Origin of the sequence: Novosphingobium sp. 63-713, from assembly GCF_001898925.1 — a bacterium.
Taxonomy (GTDB): domain Bacteria; phylum Pseudomonadota; class Alphaproteobacteria; order Sphingomonadales; family Sphingomonadaceae; genus Novosphingobium.
Map to the genome: position 1 here is coordinate 43343 of NZ_MKVS01000027.1, position 21927 is coordinate 65269.

General features: G+C 64.2%; 20 protein-coding genes. 9 read left to right on the forward strand and 11 right to left on the reverse strand.

What is annotated here, in order from left to right; genetic code table 11:
• Positions 1-33: 33 nt before the first annotated feature.
• Together BGP00_RS14220 and BGP00_RS14225 are read right to left on the reverse strand one after the other, a co-directional pair.
• A complete protein-coding gene (locus BGP00_RS14220) occupies positions 34-2451 on the reverse strand; it encodes a TonB-dependent receptor plug domain-containing protein (RefSeq protein WP_292691208.1) in 2418 nt (805 codons plus the stop codon).
• 107 nt (positions 2452-2558) lie between these two features.
• Entirely contained in the window at positions 2559-4070 is a 1512-nt protein-coding gene (locus BGP00_RS14225) for an adenosine deaminase (RefSeq protein WP_292691207.1), read from the reverse strand.
• 128 nt (positions 4071-4198) lie between these two features.
• Here BGP00_RS14225 and BGP00_RS14230 point away from each other — a divergent pair, with 128 nt between their 5' ends.
• A complete protein-coding gene (locus BGP00_RS14230; protein ID WP_292691206.1) occupies positions 4199-5110 on the forward strand; it encodes a LysR family transcriptional regulator in 912 nt (303 codons plus the stop codon).
• Between the two features lie 5 nt (positions 5111-5115).
• Here BGP00_RS14230 and BGP00_RS14235 read toward each other — a convergent pair whose 3' ends face one another.
• Positions 5116-6378: an HD-GYP domain-containing protein gene (locus BGP00_RS14235; RefSeq protein WP_292691205.1), complete on the reverse strand. Its 1263-nt coding sequence runs from the start codon at positions 6376-6378 to the stop codon at positions 5116-5118.
• 303 nt (positions 6379-6681) lie between these two features.
• Between BGP00_RS14235 and BGP00_RS14240 the strand changes: the two genes are divergently transcribed.
• The 7 genes from BGP00_RS14240 to BGP00_RS14270 all read left to right on the forward strand — a co-directional run bounded on the left by BGP00_RS14240 (position 6682) and on the right by BGP00_RS14270 (position 13610).
• Complete coding sequence (locus BGP00_RS14240) at positions 6682-9021, forward strand: TonB-dependent receptor (RefSeq protein WP_292691204.1); 2340 nt, start codon at positions 6682-6684, stop codon at positions 9019-9021.
• Positions 9022-9023: 2 nt separating this feature from the next.
• The gene (locus BGP00_RS14245; RefSeq protein ID WP_292691202.1) at positions 9024-9758 is read left to right on the forward strand and encodes a tetratricopeptide repeat protein; all 735 of its coding nucleotides are present in this window, start codon (positions 9024-9026) and stop codon (positions 9756-9758) included.
• Positions 9755-10378 (forward strand): PepSY-associated TM helix domain-containing protein, encoded by a 624-nt coding sequence (locus BGP00_RS14250; RefSeq protein WP_292691201.1) that lies wholly within the window; start codon positions 9755-9757, stop codon positions 10376-10378. Before BGP00_RS14245 ends, BGP00_RS14250 begins: the two co-directional genes overlap by 4 nt.
• A 12-nt stretch (positions 10379-10390) precedes the next feature.
• On the forward strand, positions 10391-10876 hold the full coding sequence (locus BGP00_RS14255) for a DUF2271 domain-containing protein (RefSeq protein WP_292691200.1): 486 nt from the start codon (positions 10391-10393) through the stop codon (positions 10874-10876).
• A gap of 29 nt (positions 10877-10905) precedes the next feature.
• On the forward strand, positions 10906-11787 hold the full coding sequence (locus BGP00_RS14260) for a DUF4198 domain-containing protein (RefSeq protein ID WP_292691199.1): 882 nt from the start codon (positions 10906-10908) through the stop codon (positions 11785-11787).
• Complete coding sequence (locus BGP00_RS14265) at positions 11787-12752, forward strand: FAD:protein FMN transferase (protein WP_292691198.1); 966 nt, start codon at positions 11787-11789, stop codon at positions 12750-12752. The genes BGP00_RS14260 and BGP00_RS14265 overlap by 1 nt, the downstream gene beginning before the upstream one ends.
• Positions 12753-12821: 69 nt before the next feature.
• Entirely contained in the window at positions 12822-13610 is a 789-nt protein-coding gene (locus BGP00_RS14270; protein WP_292691197.1) for an energy transducer TonB, read from the forward strand.
• Here BGP00_RS14270 and BGP00_RS14275 read toward each other — a convergent pair.
• On the reverse strand, positions 13600-14379 hold the full coding sequence (locus BGP00_RS14275; RefSeq protein ID WP_292691294.1) for an alpha/beta fold hydrolase: 780 nt from the start codon (positions 14377-14379) through the stop codon (positions 13600-13602). The two genes, BGP00_RS14270 and BGP00_RS14275, sit on opposite strands and share 11 nt — an antisense overlap.
• Positions 14380-14558: 179 nt before the next feature.
• On the reverse strand, positions 14559-14861 hold the full coding sequence (locus BGP00_RS14280; RefSeq protein WP_168603653.1) for a hypothetical protein: 303 nt from the start codon (positions 14859-14861) through the stop codon (positions 14559-14561).
• Positions 14862-15080: 219 nt separating this feature from the next.
• On the opposite strand from BGP00_RS14280, the gene BGP00_RS14285 reads away from it, so the two are divergent.
• Positions 15081-15749, forward strand: a complete 669-nt coding sequence (locus tag BGP00_RS14285; protein ID WP_292691196.1) for a hypothetical protein — start codon at positions 15081-15083, stop codon at positions 15747-15749.
• Between the two features lie 33 nt (positions 15750-15782).
• Here BGP00_RS14285 and BGP00_RS14290 read toward each other — a convergent pair whose 3' ends face one another.
• The 6 genes from BGP00_RS14290 to BGP00_RS14315 form a co-directional block, all read right to left on the reverse strand.
• On the reverse strand, positions 15783-16418 hold the full coding sequence (locus BGP00_RS14290; protein ID WP_292691195.1) for a DUF2238 domain-containing protein: 636 nt from the start codon (positions 16416-16418) through the stop codon (positions 15783-15785).
• Position 16419: 1 nt separating this feature from the next.
• Positions 16420-17445, reverse strand: coding sequence for an aspartate-semialdehyde dehydrogenase (locus BGP00_RS14295; protein WP_292691194.1), 1026 nt, complete (start codon positions 17443-17445; stop codon positions 16420-16422).
• Positions 17446-17528: 83 nt separating this feature from the next.
• The gene (locus BGP00_RS14300) at positions 17529-19769 is read right to left on the reverse strand and encodes a S9 family peptidase (RefSeq protein ID WP_292691193.1); all 2241 of its coding nucleotides are present in this window, start codon (positions 19767-19769) and stop codon (positions 17529-17531) included.
• A 126-nt stretch (positions 19770-19895) separates the two neighbouring features.
• A complete protein-coding gene (gene rplS / locus BGP00_RS14305; RefSeq protein ID WP_168603658.1) occupies positions 19896-20276 on the reverse strand; it encodes a 50S ribosomal protein L19 in 381 nt (126 codons plus the stop codon).
• Positions 20273-21022 carry a tRNA (guanosine(37)-N1)-methyltransferase TrmD gene (gene trmD, locus BGP00_RS14310; protein WP_168603659.1) on the reverse strand — a complete coding sequence of 250 codons (750 nt, stop codon included), beginning with the start codon at positions 21020-21022 and terminating at the stop codon, positions 20273-20275. Before trmD ends, rplS begins: the two co-directional genes overlap by 4 nt.
• 48 nt (positions 21023-21070) lie before the next feature.
• Entirely contained in the window at positions 21071-21814 is a 744-nt protein-coding gene (locus tag BGP00_RS14315) for a TIGR04222 domain-containing membrane protein (protein WP_168603660.1), read from the reverse strand.
• Positions 21815-21927: the final 113 nt, after the last annotated feature.

Sequence of the window (21927 nt, forward strand, 5' to 3'; positions counted from 1 at the left end):
GCAGGCCAAAGGTCCGAGCGCCCCGTCCCATCATCAGAACTTGTAAACCACCGAACCCTGCACGCTGCGCGGCTTTTCCGGCAGGACGATGGTCGAGCCGAACAATTCGGTGAAATTGGCGCGGAAATAAGTCGCATCGGTGGCGTTCTTCACCACCACACGGAACAGCCACGGCCCGGTCTTATAGCTGGCCGAGAGATCGACCAGCGTATAGGCGGGCAGGCGCACCGCCTGCGACTGGCCCGAAAACACCGAATCGAAGGCCGAAGCGCTGACGGCAAAGGCGAGGCCATTGTCGAAAGCATAGGTGGCCGTGGCCGAATAGGTGTTGGTCGGAATGCCCGCCCGGCGCGACTTGTCCATCGTATTGGTGGAGATCAACCCGCCCGGCTGACCGCCAAGGATCAGCGAGGGGTCAACGCCCTTCAAGTCCTCGATGCCAAGGAAGCTGAACGTGCTGCCCGCATTCAGGAAGGACAGGTTGTACACCTTGGTCTTGGTGTAATTGCCCGAAATCAGCAGGTGCTTGTCCACCGACCAGCGCACTTCGGCCTCGATGCCGCGCGTTTCGACCGACTGGTTGACGGTCGAGGACTGGATCGAGAAATCGGTGCGCTTCTGGTTATAGGTGTCGATCGCGGCATAGAGGCGCCCGCCCAGCCACGAACCCTTGATCCCGGCCTCCCACATACGCGATGCGGTGGTCCATGCATTGCCCAGCACGTTGGAGGTGTAGATTTCCGCACCCTGCCCGGCGATCACCGTCGATTGGCGCGACACCGTGCCATAGGGCACCAGGCCGAAGGGCAGCTTGTAATTGGCGCTCGCGGTCCAGCTCCAGATGCCGTTGGTGGCCGAGGCCGAAGGCGTCACGCCCGCCGACACGCGCAGCTTGCTCAGGTCATTGCTGGTGCGCACGTTGATACTGTCATAGCGGCCGCCCAACGTGATATCGAGGCCGAACTTGAAATCCAGATCGGCAAGCGCGGCAAAGGCCGCATCGGTGTAATAACCGCGCACATAGTTTGAATATTCGCAATCGCACTGGGTCGACAGGCGGCGCGCGGAAAGCGCGGTATAGCCCTGCGTCAGATCGACGCGGTGGAAATATTCAAACGTGAAATCATCGCCATGCAGGAAATCGGTATAGCGCACCGAGGGGCTGAGCTGGAGCTGGAACTTGCCCGCGCTGTTCTCGACCGTCTTGGTGGCGACGATCTTGTCCTCGATCACATAGGAATTGTGGAATTGCGAGAAACCATAGGCGTTCTCGTTGATGTTGTCATAGCCGTCATAGAAAAGCTGGTTCTTGATTTCCAGCGTGTCGGACGGGTTCCAGATGAGATCCGCATAAAGCGTGATCGCCTTGTTCCACAGCTTGTCATTCGGCCCGGTCAGCACATTCTTGCGGCTGAGCGTGGCGGTGCCGACATTGTTGAGCGCCAGCCAGGGATAGATCAGCGAACCATCCGGATTTTTGAAGCTATTGTTCGTAACGCTGGCCGGATTGGGGAAGAAGGGGTTGAAATTGCCCACGCTGGTAAATTCGCTGGCCTGGATCAGGCCGTCGCCATTGGTGTCGAGCGGTTTGGCCGTACCGGTGATATAGGTGCCGTTATTGACCAACGCCTGCGTCAGACGGTTCCAGCCGCCGTTCTGCTGGCCCTTGTAATTGTGATACATGCCGCCAAATTCGAGGCGCAGCGTGGGCGTCAGGTCCATTTCAAAACTGGCCTGAAGGATCGTCTGCTTGGTCCCCATATTCCGGTAATAGGAGCCGCTGTCCTCGACCTCGCCATAGAGGCTGTAGCCGAATTCCTTGGAACCCACATGGCCCGGCCCGCGGATGGAGGCGGAGAGCACATTCTTGCTCCAGCTACCGCCGGTGTAGTTCACCTCGCCCTCGGCATGGTCAAGGAACTTGCCCTTGCCTGCGCGCGCCGACTTGGGCACGAAATTCATATAGCCGCCGGTCTTGGACGGGCCATAGATCGGCGAGGAAGGCCCGCGCACGATGTCGATCCGGTCCGATGCGCCCAGCGGGGTGGGATAATTGCCCGGATTGTCGAGACGGCGCATCCCCCGGAAATAGATTTCGCCCGGCGTGCCGCGAATATCAAGCGCCCCGCCCACGCCAAAGAACGAGTTGGTGAACACGCCCGGCGATTGCGCGACAAGGTCATAGATCTCGGTCGCGCCGAACCGCTCCATCTGCTCCTTGGAAATGGTCGAGGCCGAGCGCGGCGTTTCCACCAGATTCTTGTTGAAGCCGAAAATCGTGCCGACATCCTTCAGGGGCAGCGCGCCCAGCGAGCCCTGCACGACGATTTCCTTCTTTTCCTCGGCCGGTTCGTCGGCGGCATAGGCGGTGGTCGACAGCACCGACCCGGCCAGCAGAACGGCCGCCAATGTCACGCGACGCAGCCGTAATTTCTCGTTGGATTCCATCATACTTGCCCCCATGTGTGATGGCCGGCCGCGCCCTTGCGCCGCCTGCCCTGTGTTTGTTCCCTGTCCTCTTCCCGATGCCTGTCCGGCTTATTTTGTGATGATCCGCATCATGGCGCCCCGGCCATCCGGTCTCGCTCAAAAGTGTCCCATTCCCGGTCGAGCGCGGCCAGCGCCGCCGCCTTTTCATCGCTCGGCAGGAAAGAATAGGTCAGGCTGTTGCGCGAAGCCTGTTTGAGGTCCCGATAGGTCAGCCCCTGTTCGCGCACGGCGCGGACGTATTCGCCGGTCATGTCGCCGCGCAAAACGCCCGCATCATCCGTGCTGAGCACAAAGGGCACGCCATGGCGGCGATAGAGCCCCAGCGGATGCGCTTCGCCTTTTACGCCGAGGATCACATCATTGCTGGTCAGATTGATTTCGACCGCAATCCCCGCGCGGGCCATGCGCGCCATGATGGTGGCGGCATTTTCCTCTCCGGCAATATCGACGCCATGGCCAATGCGCTGGGCGCCCGCCGCGATGGCCTGCGCGATATGGTCGGTACGGGCCAAAGGCGGCACCTGCGTCGCGCCCAACTCGCCCGCATGCAGCGTGCGATGAACACGCGGATAACGCGCCGCCAGAAAGCGGATCATCGCCATGTGCAGCGTGTAATCGCGCAGGGCCAGCGGATGATCCTCGGGCATGACGATGTTGATGCCGACATAGCGCGGATCGCGGTCCGCCATCATGAAGGCCGCCGCCAGCGAGCGAAACACCATGCGCGGCGGAAGCGCCCGCAAGGCCTGAAACAGATAATGCACCCGCACCTTGCATCCGGCCTCGGCCTGCGGCGTGGCGCATTGCAGGATCCGGATCGCCTCCGCCTCGTCGCGGGTCAATTCCGCGCTCGCCTGCGCCAGCAAAGGCTCTATTAGGGCGCGGTCAGCCTCAAAGGCGGCGGCAATATCGCCCTCGCCCATCGGCGCATCGCCCGCCGCCATGATGGCATGGGAAAAGGCGTTGGTGTTGTGATCCAGCTCCAGATAGCCAACCCGGTCCAGCGCGGCATGGCGCCGCACCGAGGCCAGCATCGGCCCGGTCGAGATGGCGGCGATCGGGGCAAAACGCGCAAAGGTCTGAAAGAATTGCGCATGACCCGAACGTTCATTGCGCCCCACGCCCGCCTGCCAGCCGCGCGTCGAGAAACTATCGACCAGCCGGGCATAGGAGGGCGCTTCCTGCCCATCGCGACGTTCAATCCGGCGTTCGCTCGCGCATCCGCCGGGCGGAGGCGGTTCGACGCTCAAGCCATCGGCCGTGACGCAAAAGCCCGCCTGCGCCGCCCAGAGCAGATAATCCTCGGCCCAGATCGCCCCCGACAGGTGGTTATGCAGATCGCCGCCCTTGGGCATGGCGCGCAGGAATACGCGCAATTGCGTCGGGCTCTGCGCCGCACGCGCCATCATCTGCGCCACCGCCGCCTCGCGCTGCGGAGAGGAATGGGCGCGGGCGGCGGTGGTTCCGGCCAGAACCGCGTGAGGGAGGAGCGCGGCCCCGGCCAGTATGCAAAGTCCCAAAGACCGGCGCATACGCAAGGTCGAGGCGCCCAACCGCCGCCTGCCACCGGAAATGTTCAAGATTTGTCCCCGTCAAAGGGTCCCCTGACCCCTTCGGCGGCGAATTTAGGGCTTGACGTGCAACAATCAAACGCAATGATTTAGACGCAGCGTTGCAAAAATGAGCGCACCCTTCCCGGAGTCCATCCATGCCCGCCTTCTCCCGTTTCCTGCGCTATTTCATGGTGGTGGGCCGTACCGGCTCCATTCGTAAGGCAGCCGATGAACTGCATGTCTCCGCCTCGGCCATCGACCGGCAAATCCTGAACGCCGAGGCCGAGATCGGTATGCCGCTGTTTGAGCGTCTGCCCTCGGGCCTGCGCCTGACGGCCGCGGGCGAGATCATGATGGCGGCGGGCGGCAACTGGCAAAAATCGCTGGCCGATGCGCGGGCGCGGATCGAGGATCTGCGCGGACTGAAACGCGGCCATGTCGAGATCGCCGTCATCCATGCGCTGACCAAGGGCTATATTCCCCAGGTATTGTCCGCGCTCCACCGGCGCTATCCGGGGATCACCGTGGCGCTGCGCATATTGGACAGCGCGGCGATGCGCGATGCGGTGGCCGATGGCGAGGTCGATTTCGGCATCGGCTTTGAACCGCAATCGATCCGCGACCTGACCGTGCGCGCCTTTGCCGATGTGCCGCTGGGCTTCATTACTCTGCCCGGCCACCCGATCGCGCAATTGCCCCGCGCGCGCTTTTCGATGGCCGCCGATCTGCCGGTCATCCTGCCCGCGCGGCCTCTGGCGGTGCATGATCAGGTGGCCGTTCTGCAAGGCGCGGCGCAGGTGCCGCTCAACCGCATCTTCACATCCGACAATATCCAGATGATCGCCAGTCTGGTGCAGGAAGGCGTCGGCGTGGGCGTCCTGTCATGGGTCGATGTGGCCAGCGAGGTGCGCGCCGGAACGCTCTGTTTTACCCCTCTGGCCGATCCGATCCTGAAACCTCTGGTGCTGGCCATGACCACGGCCACATCGCGCACGCTGTCCTATGCCGCCGATCTGGTGCTGGGCGAAATCCAGCAGGGGTTTGCCGCACTGGCCTATCAGAAATAGCCCGTTTATCCAGCGCAGGCCGCCGCCAGCAATTTCATCCGCATCTGGCTCAGATTGGGCAGATTGGCCTGCGCAAGCAGCGCGCTGTCGGCCGCGCCCACGATGCGGTCCTTGCCGTAGCAATTGCCCAGATCGACCGTCTCCTGCGCCACCGCCCGGCCCAGTTTGAGCGAATAGAAGCAGCGCACGGTGGGCATGGCCGGATCGTCGGGGTTTTGGTCCACCACCATCGCCAGCCGATGCGAGGCCAGCAGCACGATCGACCCCACCGGATAGACCCCGACCGCGACAATGAACTCGCGCAGAATATCGGGATCATACGCCCCTGCGTCGGCCTGCATCATCTCGATCACGCGGGCCGGGTCCGATACGCCGTCCCCGTCAAACGGATTGGCCAGATCGTCATAGGCATCGCAGATCGCCGCCATCCGGCCCAGCAGGCTGATCCCCTCGCCCGCTACGCCTTCGGGATAGCCCGCGCCGTCCATCCGCTCGTGGTGCTCATAGCAGGCGCGCACGACCACTTCGTCAAAACCGCCCGTCGCCACGAAATCGCGCCCGAACAACACATGCTCGCGCACGGCCCGCTCGGGCAGATCCCGCCAGTCGCCCTGCCATCGCTCGGGCATGGGGAGCAGCGCAATGCCGCTGTCCATCAACAGGCCCGCAAGGCCGGCATCATGCATCTGTTCATGCGACAGTTTCATCTGCCGCCCCAGCGAGATCATCAGCGCCGATGTGGCCAGCGCATGGCGGAACAGATATTCCATGTCGCGCTTGCACCGCATCAACCCGTTGAAGGCATGGGGGTTGCGCTGAACCGAGGCAAAGACCGATTCGACCACCGGGGCCACCACCTCAGGCTGGATCGCCTTGCCCAGCCGGGCCTCGATAAAGGCGCGCGAGATGACTTTGACGCCCATGTCGGCGGCCTGTTCGGCGCGACCGAATTCGCGGGCCATGCTGCGCGGAGTCAGCGTATGGGCGGATTGGCGCCGGTCGGCCTTCTGCTCCTCCAGCAACATCTGGCGCCGCCGCCGGGGCGTGACCGGGGGCAGCGCGGCCAAAGGCTCGCCCTCGGGCACATCGCATCCGCGCGCGGTATCGATAATCACGGCGGCCACATCGCTGGCCCGCAGCCGCGCCAGCCGGTCTTCGTCCACCAGCAAAAAGCGCCCCCGCCAGAAGGGATGGCTGAACCAGTTGCCCTCCAGCTTGTGGATGAACATGCCAAGTTGCGCCTGCTGGGGATCAATCCGTTTGAGCATGGGTCTGTGTGGACTTTTGTCTGAGTTGCGACGCGAAACTTCGCAATTGGCGACAAATTTCTAAAATCCGAAGGGGCTGGATCTAGGCAGAAACCCTTGGCGGCTGTTGCGCAAAACGAGCGGCCAGCAGCCCTGTTCGGCACCGATTTCGCACAGGGCGCGGGTGGCGCTGGTTATCGCCCGTTAAAATTTGGGGGCGCTCCGGCGGGGAAAGGGCCATGAATTTTTATTCATTTTTCCTATTGCAACGCATTCGCATTTGCTCAATAGGCTCTTGCAACTTAATCGCAATAAGGAAAGCTCATGAACTCCGGCAGCAAACCTCTCCTGCTCGGCGCCGCATCGCTGATTGCGCCTGCCATCGCCAATCCCGCGCTGGCCGCCGAACAAACGCCCCAGCAGGCCGATCTGGGCAGCTTTGCCGTCACCGATACCGCCGTCACGGGCGGCACGTACAAGACCGAGCGCCAGTCCTCGCCCAAGGCGACCGCCGATCTGGTCGACACGCCCCGCTCGATCACGGTGGTGACGCGTCAGGTGCTGGAGGACACGTCCTCGACCACGCTGGCCGAGGCGCTGCGCACGGTGCCGGGCATCACGCTGGGTTCGGGCGAAGGCGGCAACCCGCTGGGCGACCGTCCCTTCCTGCGCGGTTCGGATTCGTCGAACGCGATCTATCTGGACGGCGTGCGCGATATTGCCGCCACCAGCCGCGAAACCTTTGCGGTCGAATCCATCGAGATTACCAAGGGCTCGGACGGCATCACCAATGGTTCGGGCAATGCGGGCGGCTCGATCAATATCGTGTCCAAGAGCCCCGAAAAGCGCCGCTTCATCAATGCGGACGCCACCTATGGCACCAAGGATTACAAGCGCTTCACGGCCGACATCAACCAGCCGATCAGCGATTTCGTCGGCCTGCGCGTGTCGGGCATGTATCACGATCAGGGCGTCGCGGGCCGCGATTACGTGTGGCAACGCCGCTGGGGCATCGCGCCCTCGCTGAAGATCGGCATGACCGGCCCCACCAGCCTGACACTGGACTGGTATCACATGCAGTCGAGCGAATTGCCCGATCAGGGCATCCCCTATACGCGGATCGCCTCCAGCTTTGGCGCCGGCTATTACGAAGTCGCCCCGCTGGGCACCGATCCTTTCACCACGGCCAATGGCGGCACCGTCCAGCGCCAGCGCGGCACGTTCTATGGCCTCGTCAACCGCGATTTCCGCACCAGCAACACCGACGCCTTCACCGCGCGCTTTGAACACAAGATCAGCCCGGACCTGAAAATCCGCAACACCGTGCGCTACAGCAACACCGAGCAGGATTATCTCTGGACCCTGCCCGATGACTCGCGCGGCAATCTCTATTCCTATGGCACGATCTCGCGCCGGGTGAACGCACGCTACAGCAAACAGGACGGGCTGGTCGATCAGCTCGACCTGTCGGGCAAGTTCAACACCGGCGGCATCCAGCACAGTTTCGCCGCCGGGCTGGAGTTCAACTGGCAGAAATCGGCCATCGGCAATTACCTGTCCGACACCAGCGGCACGGCGGTCGCGCTGGCCATTGCCTGCCCCACGGCCACGACGGGCACCAACGGCATCTGCACCAGCGCTTCCAACCCCAATCCGTTTGACGCCTTCAACGTGCCCGTCGTCAAGGGCCCGAACAATTCCCAGACCTTCTCGGACTGGACCACGCTGTCGGCCTATGTGTTTGACACGATCACGCTGTCGGACAAGTGGATGATCAATCTGGGCGGGCGCTATGACCGCTATCTCACCCATGTCAGCGCCAGTTCGGCCGCGCCCTATACGGCGGCGCGCACATGGCAGCGCCGGGTGGACGATCTGTTCACCTATCAGGCCGGTCTGGTCTACAAGCCGCGCCCGAACGGCAGCTTCTATATCTCGACCTCGACCTCGGCCATCGCGCCCGGCTCGTTCCTGTCGCAGGGGCTGGAGGACAACACGCTGACCGCCACCACCATCGGTGTGGACGCGCTGAAAGTGCAAAAGAGCACAACCTATGAGGCGGGCACCAAGTGGAACCTGTTTGACGAGAACCTGTCGCTCTCGCTGGCCGTGTTCCAGACGCGCACCACCAATGTGCGCGCCAATCTGGGCGACGGCACGGTGGGCTTTATCGGCGACAAGCGGGTGCGCGGCATCGAACTGGGCATCAGCGGCAATATCACCGACAAGTGGAGCCTGTTCGGCGGCTGGGCGCATATGCCCTCGGTCATGCTCAACGGCGGCTATACGCTGGTGGGCACCGCCTATGTGCCCGCCGCCATCACCGGCAAGCGCGCGCCCAACACCCCGCTCGACAGCATCAGCCTGACCACGACCTACAAGGTCACGCCCAAGTTCACGCTTGGCGGCGGCGCGATCTATATGGGCAAGGTGTATGGCGGCTATTCCTTCGGCAGCACGGCCTCGACGGTGCGCGCGGTCTATACGCCGTCCTACTGGCGCTTTGATGCCAATGCCGCGTATCAGTTGACCGACCATATCGGCGTCAAGGTCTCGGCGCTGAACCTGACCAACAAGCTCTATTACGATGCCACCTATGTCAGCCATTATGCCCATCAGGCGGCGGGCCGCACCATTCTGGCCAGCCTGAGCCTGAAGTATTGAGCATGAGCCATTCCCCGCTGACGGTGGAAGAGTGGCAGGCGGTGCTGGCGGGGGATCCTGCCGGCGCCGCCGCTGCGCTGTTTGATGCGGCACGCGGCGGGGACGCCCATGCCGCGCTGCATTACGGGCAATGCCTGCTGGACGGGCGCGGCGTGGCGCGCGATCCGCAAGGCGCCTTCCGCTGGTTTGTTCAGGCCGCACAATCGGGTCTGGCACCGGCGATGAACATGGTGGGCCGCTGCCTCGATCAGGGCTGGGGCGTGGATGAGACGCCACGCCTTGCCGCATCATGGTTTGCCGCCGCCGCTGACAAGGGCGATGCCTGGGGCCTCTACAATTACGCCACCGCGCTCTCGCTGGGCCGGGGCGTGGCGCAGGACCGGGCGCGGGCGCTGGTCCTGTTCCGCCGCGCCGCCGCCATGGGCCATGCAAAATCGCAAAACATGATCGGATCGTTCCACGAGGATGGCTGGGCCGTGCCGGTCAATCTGGACGTGGCTGCCTATCACTATGCCCGCGCGGCCGAGGGCGGCGATTTTCGCGGCTGTTTCAACCATGCCCGCATGGAAATCGCGCATGGGCGGATGGATTCGGCGCAGCGCTGGCTGGCTGAGGCGGCGCGCCTTGGCCATGCACGGTTCCGCCGCCAGATGGCCCAGTGGCTGAACGGGCGCGAGGAAGCATGGCTGCGTCGGTTTGCCGCCCAGATTCTATCGACGGACATGGCCCCGGCATGAGCAGGAAAAAGAATGGCGCGGCCAAACAGTGGTGGCAGCGCCAGTTTCACACATGGCACTGGATCAGCGCGGCCATATCGTTGATCGGCATGTTGTTTTTCGCCATCACCGGGATCACGCTGAACCATGCGGGCGCCTTTGCCGCCAGCCCCAAGGTGGTCGAACGCAGCGGGCAATTGTCGGTCGGCGCGCTGGTGCTGCTGCGCGCGCACCATGGCCCCAACGCTCCCCTGCCCGCGCCGGTCGCCGCCGCGGTCGAACAGGCCGTCCACATTGATGTTTCGGGCCATGACGCCGAATGGGCCGAGGATGCGATCACGGTCAACCTGCCCCGTCCGGGCGGCGACGGCTTTGTCTCGATCAACCCGGCCGATGGCGCGATTACGGCGGAACTGACCGACCGGGGCCTGCTCTCGCTGGCCAATGATCTGCACAAGGGGCGCAATGCGGGCGGGCCGTGGGTGTGGTTCCTGGACATTTTCGCGGTGGCCTGCGTGGTCTTTACGCTCACCGGCCTGCTGCTGCTGCATCTCCATTCCAAGCGCCGCCCCTCGACATGGCCGCTGGTCGGGCTGGGGCTGATCGTGCCGCTGCTGCTTGTCCATTTCCTTGTTCCCTAAAAGGAATATCCGATGAAACCCTCCTCCCTGCTTGCCCCCGTGCTGGCTCTTGCCCCGGCAAGCGCCATGGCCGGTTCGATCTCTATCGACCTGTCGCGCCTGTCGGTGGCCGAATATCACCGCCCCTATGTCGCCATCTGGATCGAGGGCGCAGGCATCCAGCCGCGCACCGTGGCCGTCTGGTATGACGCCGACCATCGCGGCGATCCGGGCACGAAATGGCTGTCGGACCTGCGCGGATGGTGGCGCGTGGCCGGGCGCAATATCGGCACGCCGCCCTCCGGCATTTCGGGCGCCACCCGCGCGCCGGGCCACCACACGATCCCCCTGCCCGCCGATCTGAAACCCGGCGTCTATACGCTCAAGGTCGAGGCCGCACGCGAAACCGGCGGGCGCGAACTGGTCAGCGTGCCCTTCACCCTGCCGCGCACCGGCGGCAAGGGCGCGGGCAATGGCGCGGGCGGCGAAATCGGCGCGGTTGCCGTCACCCTCCCCTGATCCGTCTCTTCCCCACAGGAGCCTTCTCCATGGCCAATTTCATCATGTTCAAGTCGCTTGCCCTGCTGGTCGGCGCCTCTGCCCTCGCGCTGCCGATGACGGCTTCGGCTCATCGTCAGTGGCTTTTGCCGGTGGCCACCACCTATTCGGGCGAAGATCCCTGGGCCAGTGTCGATGCCGCCGTGTCAAACGACCTGTTCTTTCCCGACCATTTCCCGATACAACTGGCGCAGATCAAGGTGACCGCGCCGGACGGCACAGCAGGCGCCATCGAACACGGCATCACCGCTCGCCATCGCAGCACCTTCGACGTTCACCTGACCCAGCCGGGCACGTGGAAGATCGGCACCGAGGGATTTAACGTGATGGGCAGTTTCAAGGTGGACGGCGTTGAAAAGCGCGTCGGCCGTCGCCCCGGCCCGCCGCCGGGCGCGATGGGGCCGGGTGGTGCTCCGGGCCGCGCGCCGGTGGAATCGGTCGCGCTTGATGCCATCCCGGCCAATGCCACCGACCTGAAGCTGACCGAAGCAATCAGCCGCAACGAGATCTTCGTCACGCGCGGCGCGCCCACCACTGCGCTGTTCAAGCCCAGCGGCAAGGGTCTGGAATTCGATCCCTTGACCCATCCCGACGATCTGGTGGCCAATGAACCGGGCAAGTTCCGCTTCCTGATCGACGGCCAGCCCGCCAAGGGTCTCAAGCTGACCGTCATTCCGGGCGGCAAGCGCTATCGCGATGCCGAGGGCGGCTATGATGTCACCACCGATGCCAATGGCGTGGCCACCGTCAAATGGACCGGCGCGGGCATGTATTGGATGACCATCAGCGCCACCGACAACAAGCCGACCACCCCGCGCGCCACCGAGCGCCGGATGACCTACACCGCCACGGTCGAGGTGATGGCGCCCTGATGATCCGTGTCGCCCTGCCGCCAGTCATTGATGATAATGCCCTGCGCGGTCTGGACCCGAAGGCGCCCGTGGTGGCGCTTTCGGGCCAGACGATGGGGACGGTCTGGCGGGTTCGCGCGGTTTGGCCCCAAGGCCTAGACTCGGCGGATTTGCGCGAGGCGATTGCCGCGCGGCTCGATGATCTGGTGCGCCAGATGAGCCATTGGCAGGCCGACAGCGAGCTTTGCCTTTTCAACAATTTGCAAGGCGGGGAATGGGCGAGCCTTTCGCCGGATTTCGCCCATGTGATGGCCGCCTCGCTCGATCTGGCGCAGGCCAGCGGGGGCGCGTTCAGCCCGGCCATGGGGCGGCTGGTTGATCGCTGGGGCTTTGGCCCGCCCGGCCCTGTGGCCGCGCCGCCCGGTGATGGGGAGATTACCGCGCTGCGCCCCAGTTGCGATGTTTCGCGCCTGGCGTGGGATGGGGCGGCAGCGCGCTTGCGCCAACCGGGGGGCGTGTCGCTCGACCTGTCGGGCATCGCCAAAGGCTACGGCGTCGATGCGCTGGCCGCAATGCTGCGCGCGATGGGGGTGCGGCATGGGCTGGTCGAGGTTGGCGGGGAACTGTCCGGCTGGGGCGTGCAGAGCGATGGCCAGCCATGGTGGGTCGATCTGGAAAATCCGGCGGGCGTGGCGCCCTTGCGAATCGCGCTGCATGGCTTGGCGGTGGCCACTTCGGGCACCTATGTCCGCGGCGGGCATAATCTGGATCCGGCCACCGGTCGCCCGGCGCAAAGCGGGGTTCTGGCCTGCAGCGTGATCCACTCAGAGGCGATGATCGCCGATGGCTGGGCCAGCGCGATGAGCGTGCTGGGGCCGGACCGGGGGCGGGAACTGGCGGATCGACGGGGGCTTTCAGTGCGCTGGGTGATGGAGGACGGGAGCGAGGTGTTGAGCGCGACATTGGTCGATATGATTGCGAATTAGATGCAATAAGCCTTGCTGGGACGAGGTACTTTTGCTAATCGTTAGCAATAGCGAGCATCCAACGACCCCATGAGGCAGCCCATGTACGCCTTCCGAGTGACTGACGAAGCCGAGTTTTCCGCCCATTACGGCCCGCTTGGCCATGAGGCGCGACTCAGCTTTGCCGCTCCGGCTCCGGCTGCCCCCTTTGTGCCCAGCGCCCGCTACGCCCAGCAGGCGCAACGCCCGCGCGGCGGCGCGATGCTGGCCTCGGCGTTGGCAGTCGGCGCCTTGTTCTCCGCGATGGTCTGGATGAATGTCGCACCCCATGCCAAGCGCGAACATCATATCGTAACGATGGACCTGACCGCCCCTCCCCCGCCTTCCGCGCCGCAGAGCAAACCGGCGGCCAAGGAGGTCGATATGCCGCAACTGCCCCAGGCCGTAGCCCAGCCGCAGCCCGAGGCCCCCACACCGCCGCTGGCCGTGGCCATTGCCGTAGGTCAGGAAGCAGCCGCGCAGCCCCCCGCCCCGCCTGCTCCTCCGGCCCCCGCCCCGGTTGCCACCGCCGCGCCCAAGGCGCCTGCGGGGCCGGCCGAAGTGGGCGATCTGGGCGCGCGGATTCTCTCGTTCACCCCGCCCTCCTATCCTCTGGAATCGCGGCGGAATATGGAGGAAGGCACGGTGACACTGGGTCTTTTGGTCGGCACGGACGGGCGCGTGGCGGAAATCACCGTGGCCAACAGCAGCGGCTTCCCCCGCCTCGACAAGGCAGCGCTGGAGGCTGTGCGCAAATGGCGCTGGACCCCGATGATGCGCGGCGGCGAGGCGGTGATGCTGCGCGGCTTCCTGAAAATTCCCTTCAGCCTCAGGAAGTAAGGAATTCCACCATCTGCTGGCCCAGTTCCTTCTGGGTCACGCTGCTCATATGCGTGCCGGGGATTTCGGCATAGCGCGCATTGGGCAAGGTCTGGGCCAGGCGCGGGGCGCTGCCATTGTCCTGATCGATGGCGCCGCAGACCACCAGCGTGGGCATGGTGATACCGGCCAGATCCGAAGGCGGCGTATCGTCCACCGATTGCAGCAGCAATTCCGCCGCGCGCAGATCGACCTTTTGCGCCTTCATGAACTGTTGGGCAACATAGGCCGGATCGCCATGCTTGATCGTGCCGTAGCGCGCGATGGCGTCGAGGAAAAAGGCGCTGCGCCGCGCCCATCCCGCCAGCCCTTCCAGACCCATGCCCGCAAGGACCAACCGGCGCGGCTCCAGCCCCGCCAGCACCGCGCGCGTGGCCGTGCGCGAGCCGAGCGAGAAACCGCCCAGATCGAAGCCGCCCGGCTCAAACCCCAGTTCGCGCACCAGCATCAGCGCATCGGTGACCAGCACGTCCTCAGGATAGGCGGTGGCGTCATGGGGCGCCTCGCTCATGCCATGGGCGCGCAGATCGGGCATGATGACCTCGAACCCGGCCTGTGCCAGACGCTCGGCATGGCCATATTTGACCCAGTTGATCGCCGCCGATGAAAACAGCCCGTGGAACAGCAGCATGGGCCGCCCGCTCCCTCCCGATGCAGGCCCCATCCGGTGGAGCGCCAGCCGCGTTCCTGCCCAACCGCGAAAGTAGCTGGTGGTGACGGTTTCGGGCATGACGACATCCTCTTCGGGCGAATGGGCAAGGAGATCGCGATAGGCGCGGAAAAGCCAAAGGGGCAAGCGGCTTGTGCCAGCCGATGCCTGAAAATATTCATGGATCAAGGAAAGGCGCTCCAAAGGCGCGAAAGGAAACAGGGCGGGTTGCGCCCGCCCTGCATGATCTGTCGTCTGTTTCAGCAGCCGGTCAGCGAGGCGCCGGGCACATAGCGCGGGCCGAACATCGGCGAACAGGCGCGCGCCGCACCGGCACGCTTCAGCCGGGACGGGTCGATCTGGCCGCTCTTGGCGGTATCGGCGCGGTCAAAGGCGGTTTCCATATAGGCGACGAAGGCTTCGCGGGTGACCTTGCCATCGGCATCGCGCGGCACATGGGGCAGGATCTCGGCCAGCGCCGTGTCACCGGCAGCGGCGGCATTGGCCTGCGAAGCGCCGGCAAGGGCCAGAACCACGGCGGCGAGGCCAAAACGGATATTCATAACTCCTCCTATGCGAAAGTCCCCACCCCCGCGCCGCGCGGCCTAGCTTTTCGGACGGGCGTCCGGTATGCGCAATTCTGCTCATGCTTTTATCGCGCATTTTCGGTCATTTCGTACAAAGCTGGCCTATTCTGCGCGGGCGGCTCGCCTCGTCGCTTGGAACCATCGCCTCGCCGGACTCTTCCTTGGGCATGGTCCATGTTCGAGAGGAGTAGACCCATGAAGACCCTTCACAGCACGCTGCTCGCCGCCACTATGTTGGCCGTGGCATGGAGCGGCCCGGCCATGGCCGAGGGCAAGGCCGACCGCGCGAAAAAGGCCATCGCCGTGGCCGAGGCCAAGATCAGCGCCGCCGATACCGCAGGCGCCGACACTTTGCTGGCCGTGGATCAGGCCAAGGCTAAGCAGGCATTGGCCGATGCGCGCGAGGACCTTTCGGCAGGCCGCAAGGAAGAGGCCATTGAAACCGCCAATCAGGCCGCGATGATCGCCGATGCCAACCTTGGCCAGGCCCAGCGGATGAAGGCCGAGCGCACCGCAGCCCGTGTCGAGGCGGCCAAGACCGACGCCGCCATTGCCCAGCAGCAGGCCAGCGAGGCTTCGCAACAGGCCGCCGCCCAACAGGTTGCCGCAGCCAATGAGCGCGCCGCCAATGCCGAGCAAACCGCGCAGGCCGCCCAGCAGGATGCCGCAGCAGCCCGTGCCAACGCCCAGGCCGCCCTGGATCAGAAGGCCGCCGTGGAAACCACGGTGACCACGCAGAACACGGGCCGGGTGGCCGCCAAGAAGGTGGTCAAGACGCGCGTGGCGAAAAAGCCGGTGCACAGCGCCCATGTCGCCGGGCCCGTAGCCACGACGACCACCACGGTGACGCAGCGGGTGAATTAAAAACGCAAAGAGCAGCGGGTCATGGTCGCAGAATCATGACCCGCTTCGGCGTTTGAAGGCAAGCAATGCGCGGGCCGCGGGCAGAGCCAGCACAGCGCCCAGATTGGCCATCGCCATGTCTTTTTGGCTGTCATACATATCGCCCTGCTCGCCATTATAGGCGCCGGCCTGATCGGGCGAGAGGCCGATGGTGAGCAGCCATTCGAAGATTTCATAGATCGAGCTGAAAGCAAAAATACCCAGCACCGCCATCGACAGGGCCGCCCGGCGCGAAAGCCCGCCATGGCGCAAGCCGATTTCAGCGAAAGGCAGAACCATAAGCAGGCCGAAGGACAGATGAATCAGACGGTCAAACATATTGCGCCTGAAGCCAAAGGCCGCGTCGATCGAATGACCGGTCAAGGACCTGCCCCATGAATCATAGGGCGTAAAACTGTATGACCAGCAAGCGGCCAGCAGATGCAGCAGGATGAAACCCGTGACCATCCCCGCCGCGCGATGGCTCAGCGGCCAGCGCCGCAAGGCCCAAAAAGCAACAGGCAGGGCCAGCAAAACCGGCCCCACCTGCAACCATGTGTTTTGCGGATAGATCGCGCCCCAGCCGCTCAGCCCGGACCCGATGGCCATCGCCACCAGCATCCCGCGCTGAGCGACAGGGACAGCGTTCATATCAGCCCTTCTTGAGGTGGCGGCGGCCCAGCAGTTCGGCGATCTGCACCGCGTTCAGGGCCGCGCCCTTGCGCAGGTTGTCCGAAACGCACCACAGCGACAGGCCGTTGTCGACCGTCGAGTCTTCACGCACGCGGCTGATGAAGGTGGCGTAATCGCCAACGCATTCCACCGGGGTCACGTAACCACCGTTCTCGCGCTTGTCGACCAGCATCACGCCGGGGGCTTCGCGCAGGATGTCCTGAGCTTCCTGGGCGCTGATCTCGTTTTCGAATTCGATGTTCAGCGCTTCGGAGTGACCGATAAACACCGGCACGCGCACGCAGGTTGCCGTCAGCTTCACCTTGGGATCAAGGATCTTCTTGGTTTCGGCCACCATCTTCCATTCTTCCTTGGTGTAGCCATCATCAAGGAAAACGTCGATGTGCGGGATCACGTTGAACGCGATCTGCTTGGTGAACTTCTTGGCCTCGACCGGATCGCCGACAAAGATCGCGCGGCTCTGTTCGAACAGCTCGTCCATGCCTTCCTTGCCCGCGCCCGACACCGACTGATAGGTCGCGACCACGACGCGCTTGATCGTCGCCTTGTCGTGCAGGGGCTTGAGGGCCACAACCATCTGCGCGGTCGAGCAGTTGGGGTTGGCGATGATGTTGCGCTTGGTATAGCCGTCGATGGCGTCCGGGTTCACTTCGGGCACGATCAGCGGAACGTCCGGGTCCATGCGATAGAGCGACGAGTTGTCGATCACCACGCAGCCTTGCGAGGCGGCCTTGGGGGCATAGATCTTGGTCGGCGCCGAACCTGCGGCAAACAGGGCGATGTCCCAGCCGGTGAAGTCGAAATGTTCAATGTTCTGAACCTTCAGCTTCTTGCCGGTTTCGCCGAAATCGATCTCGGTGCCCTGCGAACGAGGCGAAGCCACCGCCGCCAGTTCGTCGATGGGGAATTCCCGCTCGGCAAGGATGTTGAGCATTTCGCGGCCCACATTGCCCGTGGCGCCAACGACGACAACCCGATAACCCATGTTACTCACTCCTGCGGCCCATAAAGGGACCTGTTTCACGCGGCCTGAGACGCAAAGCCGCATTACAACAACTGGCTAGAGAATTACGGCGGCGTCACTCCATGCCGTGCCAGGAAAGCGAAAATCGTGTTCCAGAGATGGACGCTGACCTTGGGCCCGCCCACGCGGTGGGTATGGCCGGGATAGAGCATCATCTCGAAAGGTGTGGCCTCGTTCTGCATCTTGGCGATCAGAGCCGAGGAATTTTCAAACACCACATTGTCATCCGAAAGCCCGTGGATCAGCAGCAGCGGATCGCGGATGGCATCGGATTTATCAATGGCGTTCGAAGCCTTGTAGGCAGCCGGAACCTGCCGCGGATCGCCCATATAGCGCTCGGTATAGTGGGTGTCATAGAGCTCCCACTTGGTGACCGGCGCGCCGGAAATCCCGGCGGCAAAGGCGCCCGGATGCGCCTCCAGCAGCTTGAGCGTCATATAGCCGCCATAGGACCAGCCATAGGTGGCGATCTTGCTGGCATCCACGAAGGGCAGGCTCTTGAGGTAATCGGCCCCGGCGATCTGGTCGGCCACTTCCACCGTGCCCATCGCCTGCCAGATCTGGCTTTCAAAATCGACGCCCCGGTTCGCGCTGCCCCGGTTGTCGATCTCGAAATAGATATAGCCCTTGGCCACGATGGCCTGGGCCAGCGCGCCCGACCAGCCCTTGCTGACCACCTGAACATGCGGGCCGCCGTAATGTTCAAAGAACACCGGATAGCGCTTGCCCGGCTCCATCACCGGCGTGATCATCTTCCAGTGCAGATCGCTGCCGTCCTGCGCCTTGATCGTGCCGAAAGTGGGTGCGCGATGGGCGGCAAGGAAGGGTGCGTAGGGATGACCCGCATCCACGCGGTTTTCCTCAACCCATGCCAGACGCTTGCCCGCGCCATCGGCCAGATAGGTCTGGGCGGGCTGGTTCTGCGCGCTGCGAGTGATGACCAGCGTTTGCCCGGCGCGATCCATGCTCGCGCTGTTCATATAGGCCGGATCGGTCAGGCGCTTCGGTTCGCCCGGATGGTTGTAATCCAGCGCATAGACCTGATGCGCCAGCACATCATCCTTTGTGCCGGTGAAGAAGAGCTTGCCGCCCTTTTCATCCACGCCGTCCAGCGAAGTGACCATCCAGCGCCCATGGGTGAGCTGCTGCCACTTGCCACCTACGAGGCGATAGAGATGGCCGAAACCATCGCGCTCGCTCCACCAGATCAGGCTGCCGTCGCGCAGGAAACGGTAATTGTCAGTGAGGTTGATCCAGCTCTTGGGCCGCGCGGTTTCGGTAAACAGCACCTCGGACTTGCCCGTGGCCGGATCGACCTTGAGCATGTCGAGGCGGGTCTGCGCCCGATCTTCGCGCTGGACATAGAGCGTCTTGCCATCGAGCGCCCAATCGACGCGGGCCAGATAGATGTCAGCCTCCGCGCCAAGATCGACCTTAACCGGGACACCGCCATCGGGGCTGACGACATAGAGCGACACTTCGGCATTGGGCGTGCCCGCCGCCGGATAGCGCTGGTCGAAAGTCTTGGTGCCGGTCGCGCCGATGGCCGCGCGGGTGACGGTGCCGACATGGGCCTCGTCAAAGCGTTCAACCGCCACATGCTTGTCATCGCCCGACCACCAGGCGCCGGTCAGGCGGGCCATTTCCTCCTGCGCGACAAATTCGGCCTCGCCCCAATGGACAGTCGAGCTGGTTTCGGGGGGCGTGATCGCGCGGGGCGCGCCGCCATTGACCGGCACCACCCAGAGGCGACGATCACGGACAAAGGACACGAAACCGCCCTTGGGGCTGAGGCGCGGATTGAGCGCATCGGCCCCCGCCCCTTCGACCTTGCGCACCGAGCCATCAAGCCCCGCCAACAACAGATCGCCATCGAGCGGCACCAGCACGCCCTTGCCATCGGCCGCCCAGCTATAGGTGACGATGCCCTTGATGTCGCCGATCCGCTGACGCTCACGCTGCATCTTCTCCGCCTCGGACAAGGCGCGGCCCGAGGACAGCTTTTCCGAATCGACCAGCATCCGCCACTGCCCGTTCTGGCGGTCATAGCCCCACAGGTCATAGCGTTCACGGTCATTGGCGCGGTTGCGCAGCAGCGTCAGATAGCGCCCGTCCGGCGACAGCTTGACCCCGCGCGGCGCCGGGCCGTTGAGCGAAGGGCTGGCAAAGACCCGCTCGAACGACAGCGCAACGGCGGCAGGCGCGTTCACAGCAGCCCCCTGCGCAAAGGCGAGGGGCGCAGGCACGAGTGCCGCTGCAGCAAGCAGGAGAGCGGGAAAGCGCATGGCAAGGAGAGAGACCTGTCGAAGTATTGGAGATAAGGCGCGCAAGCAAAAGGGCGCCCCGGCTGTCTTGGCCGAGGCGCCCTTTCACGATGTTCCGCTAGTTGGCTGGGGAACTGCTGTTCCGGCTCAGCCTGCCGTGCGGGGGTCGCGGCGCTCGGCGATACGTGCGCGTTTGCCGGTGCGGCCGCGCAGATAGTACAGCTTGGCACGACGCACGACACCACGGCGAACCACGGTAATCGATTCGATGTTGGGCGAGTAGAGCGGGAATACGCGCTCCACGCCTTCGCCGAACGACATCTTGCGCACGGTGAAGTTCGAGTTGATGCCGCGGTTCGAGCGAGCGATCACCACGCCTTCATAGGCCTGAACGCGGGTGCGGTCGCCTTCGATAACCTTCACGCCGACGCGCAGCGTGTCGCCAGCGCGGAATTCCGGAATTTCCTTGCCCGTAGCCGAAAGCGCCTTGGCGATTTCTTCGGCTTCGATCTGCTGAATCAGGTTCATTGACCCAAATCCTTCGTTTTGCGCCGCGCGCCAGAGGCAGACTGACCCGAAGCACCACCGTAGCGCTCCCAAAGGTCGGGCCTGCGTGACCGAGTATCGTCGAGCGCCTGTTGTTTCCGCCAGGCGTCGATCTTTCCATGATCCCCCGATCGCAGCACTTCAGGGATCAATCGCCCTTCCCAATCATTGGGTCGGGTATAGTGGGGATATTCGAGCAATCCGTTTTCGAACGACTCATCATCCCCACTAGAGGCCGCGCCCATTACGCCGGGAAGCAGCCGAATGCAAGCATCCAGAAGCATAATTGCCGCAGGTTCGCCGCCCGAGAGAATAATATCGCCCATCGAGACCTCCTCGACATCGCGCCCGGCGAAAATCCGCTCGTCAAATCCTTCAAATCGCCCGCAAAGTACGATCACCCCCGGTCCGGCGGCCAATTCGCGCACCCGCGCTTGCGTCAAAGGCCGCCCGCGCGGGGTCATGGCGATGACGGGCCGCCCCATCGGACCATTCGCGCGCGCATGGTCAATCGCGCGGGCCAGCACATCGACCTTGAGCACCATTCCCGCCCCGCCGCCTGCGGGCGTATCGTCCACGGTGCGGTGCTTGTCCTGGGCAAAGTCGCGGATCTGCACCGCATCAATGGCCCACTTGCCCTCCTCGCGCGCGCGGCCGGCAAGGCTGACCCCCAACGGGCCTGGGAACATATCGGGATAAAGCGTCAGGACGGTGGCGGAAAAGCTCATGGCGCCCCCATGCCCCCTGCGCCGCCGGTCTGCAAGGGGCATCGGGCCTCAACGGCGGCGAATGCGCAGCCTGTGCAGCGCCTCATAGGGGGTGCCCGCCAGAACCTCGGTGCCGAACAGGGCGACCGCGATCTGGACCTGCTCGCCATCGCGGCGCAGGTTGCGCGCCTCGTGCCGCGCGCGCGCCAGCACGCGGCTGCCGCCACGTGTCCGCCGATCGATGGTGGCGCAGCGCACCACCCCGCCCAGCAGGGCCGCCAGCACAAGCCACCCAAGATAAGGCACCGGCCGATGATGAAGCAGGCCCGCCTCCCAGCGAATCGCGCCGAACAGCAAAACCAGCATGTAGGGCAAACAGGCCCAGCCACGAACCTGCCACCATTCCGCGCGGTCCAGCCACAGGCCGCGCGCAATCAGGCGCAGTTCGACCCAGTGGACCGCGCTCCACAGGCTGGTCATCAGCAAGGCCCAATCCGTCCCGGGCGGCAGGCCCAGCACCGCCACCTCGGCCCGGCTGATGCCTGCGGCGGGGCGCAGCGGCTCGAAATGACGCTCGTCGCGCAGGGCCAGATGCCCCGCCTGCATCAGCCCCACCACCAGCGTTTCGGCATAGCGCGTCGGCCCGCCCGAAAGGCAGGCCAGTTCAAAAGGATGTTGCAACGCCAGCATTCTGCCATCGGGGCGCAGCCAATGCGGCAACACCCACGCCATCGCCGCCGCCGCCAGCAGCAGCCCGGCATAGATCGCGAGAAACTGCTCCCCGCTCAATTGAAACGGGTCCAGACCCGCCATGATCCCTCCTCATCCGCCCTCCGGCGAAGAAGACCCCGCGTGTCTTTAACCTTCAAACCAGCGCGGTACAATCATGCATTTGGGATAGGGAGGTTTTGGCAAAACAACAGCAT

Bases quoted from the DNA above. Each gene is read 5' to 3' on its own strand.
- BGP00_RS14285 (WP_292691196.1), top strand. From the start codon at position 15,081: ATGAAGACCCTTCACAGCACGCTGCTCGCCGCCACTATGTTGGCCGTG.
- BGP00_RS14290 (WP_292691195.1), bottom strand. From the start codon at position 16,418: ATGAACGCTGTCCCTGTCGCTCAGCGCGGGATGCTGGTGGCGATGGCC.
- BGP00_RS14235 (WP_292691205.1), bottom strand. From the start codon at position 6,378: ATGCTCAAACGGATTGATCCCCAGCAGGCGCAACTTGGCATGTTCATC.
- BGP00_RS14245 (WP_292691202.1), top strand. From the start codon at position 9,024: ATGAGCCATTCCCCGCTGACGGTGGAAGAGTGGCAGGCGGTGCTGGCG.
- BGP00_RS14270 (WP_292691197.1), top strand. From the start codon at position 12,822: ATGAGGCAGCCCATGTACGCCTTCCGAGTGACTGACGAAGCCGAGTTT.
- BGP00_RS14260 (WP_292691199.1), top strand. From the start codon at position 10,906: ATGGCCAATTTCATCATGTTCAAGTCGCTTGCCCTGCTGGTCGGCGCC.
- BGP00_RS14230 (WP_292691206.1), top strand. From the start codon at position 4,199: ATGCCCGCCTTCTCCCGTTTCCTGCGCTATTTCATGGTGGTGGGCCGT.
- BGP00_RS14295 (WP_292691194.1), bottom strand. From the start codon at position 17,445: ATGGGTTATCGGGTTGTCGTCGTTGGCGCCACGGGCAATGTGGGCCGC.
- BGP00_RS14250 (WP_292691201.1), top strand. From the start codon at position 9,755: ATGAGCAGGAAAAAGAATGGCGCGGCCAAACAGTGGTGGCAGCGCCAG.
- BGP00_RS14300 (WP_292691193.1), bottom strand. From the start codon at position 19,769: ATGCGCTTTCCCGCTCTCCTGCTTGCTGCAGCGGCACTCGTGCCTGCG.
- BGP00_RS14275 (WP_292691294.1), bottom strand. From the start codon at position 14,379: ATGCCCGAAACCGTCACCACCAGCTACTTTCGCGGTTGGGCAGGAACG.
- BGP00_RS14240 (WP_292691204.1), top strand. From the start codon at position 6,682: ATGAACTCCGGCAGCAAACCTCTCCTGCTCGGCGCCGCATCGCTGATT.
- rplS (WP_168603658.1), bottom strand. From the start codon at position 20,276: ATGAACCTGATTCAGCAGATCGAAGCCGAAGAAATCGCCAAGGCGCTT.
- BGP00_RS14220 (WP_292691208.1), bottom strand. From the start codon at position 2,451: ATGATGGAATCCAACGAGAAATTACGGCTGCGTCGCGTGACATTGGCG.
- BGP00_RS14255 (WP_292691200.1), top strand. From the start codon at position 10,391: ATGAAACCCTCCTCCCTGCTTGCCCCCGTGCTGGCTCTTGCCCCGGCA.
- BGP00_RS14280 (WP_168603653.1), bottom strand. From the start codon at position 14,861: ATGAATATCCGTTTTGGCCTCGCCGCCGTGGTTCTGGCCCTTGCCGGC.
- trmD (WP_168603659.1), bottom strand. From the start codon at position 21,022: ATGAGCTTTTCCGCCACCGTCCTGACGCTTTATCCCGATATGTTCCCA.
- BGP00_RS14265 (WP_292691198.1), top strand. From the start codon at position 11,787: ATGATCCGTGTCGCCCTGCCGCCAGTCATTGATGATAATGCCCTGCGC.
- BGP00_RS14315 (WP_168603660.1), bottom strand. From the start codon at position 21,814: ATGGCGGGTCTGGACCCGTTTCAATTGAGCGGGGAGCAGTTTCTCGCG.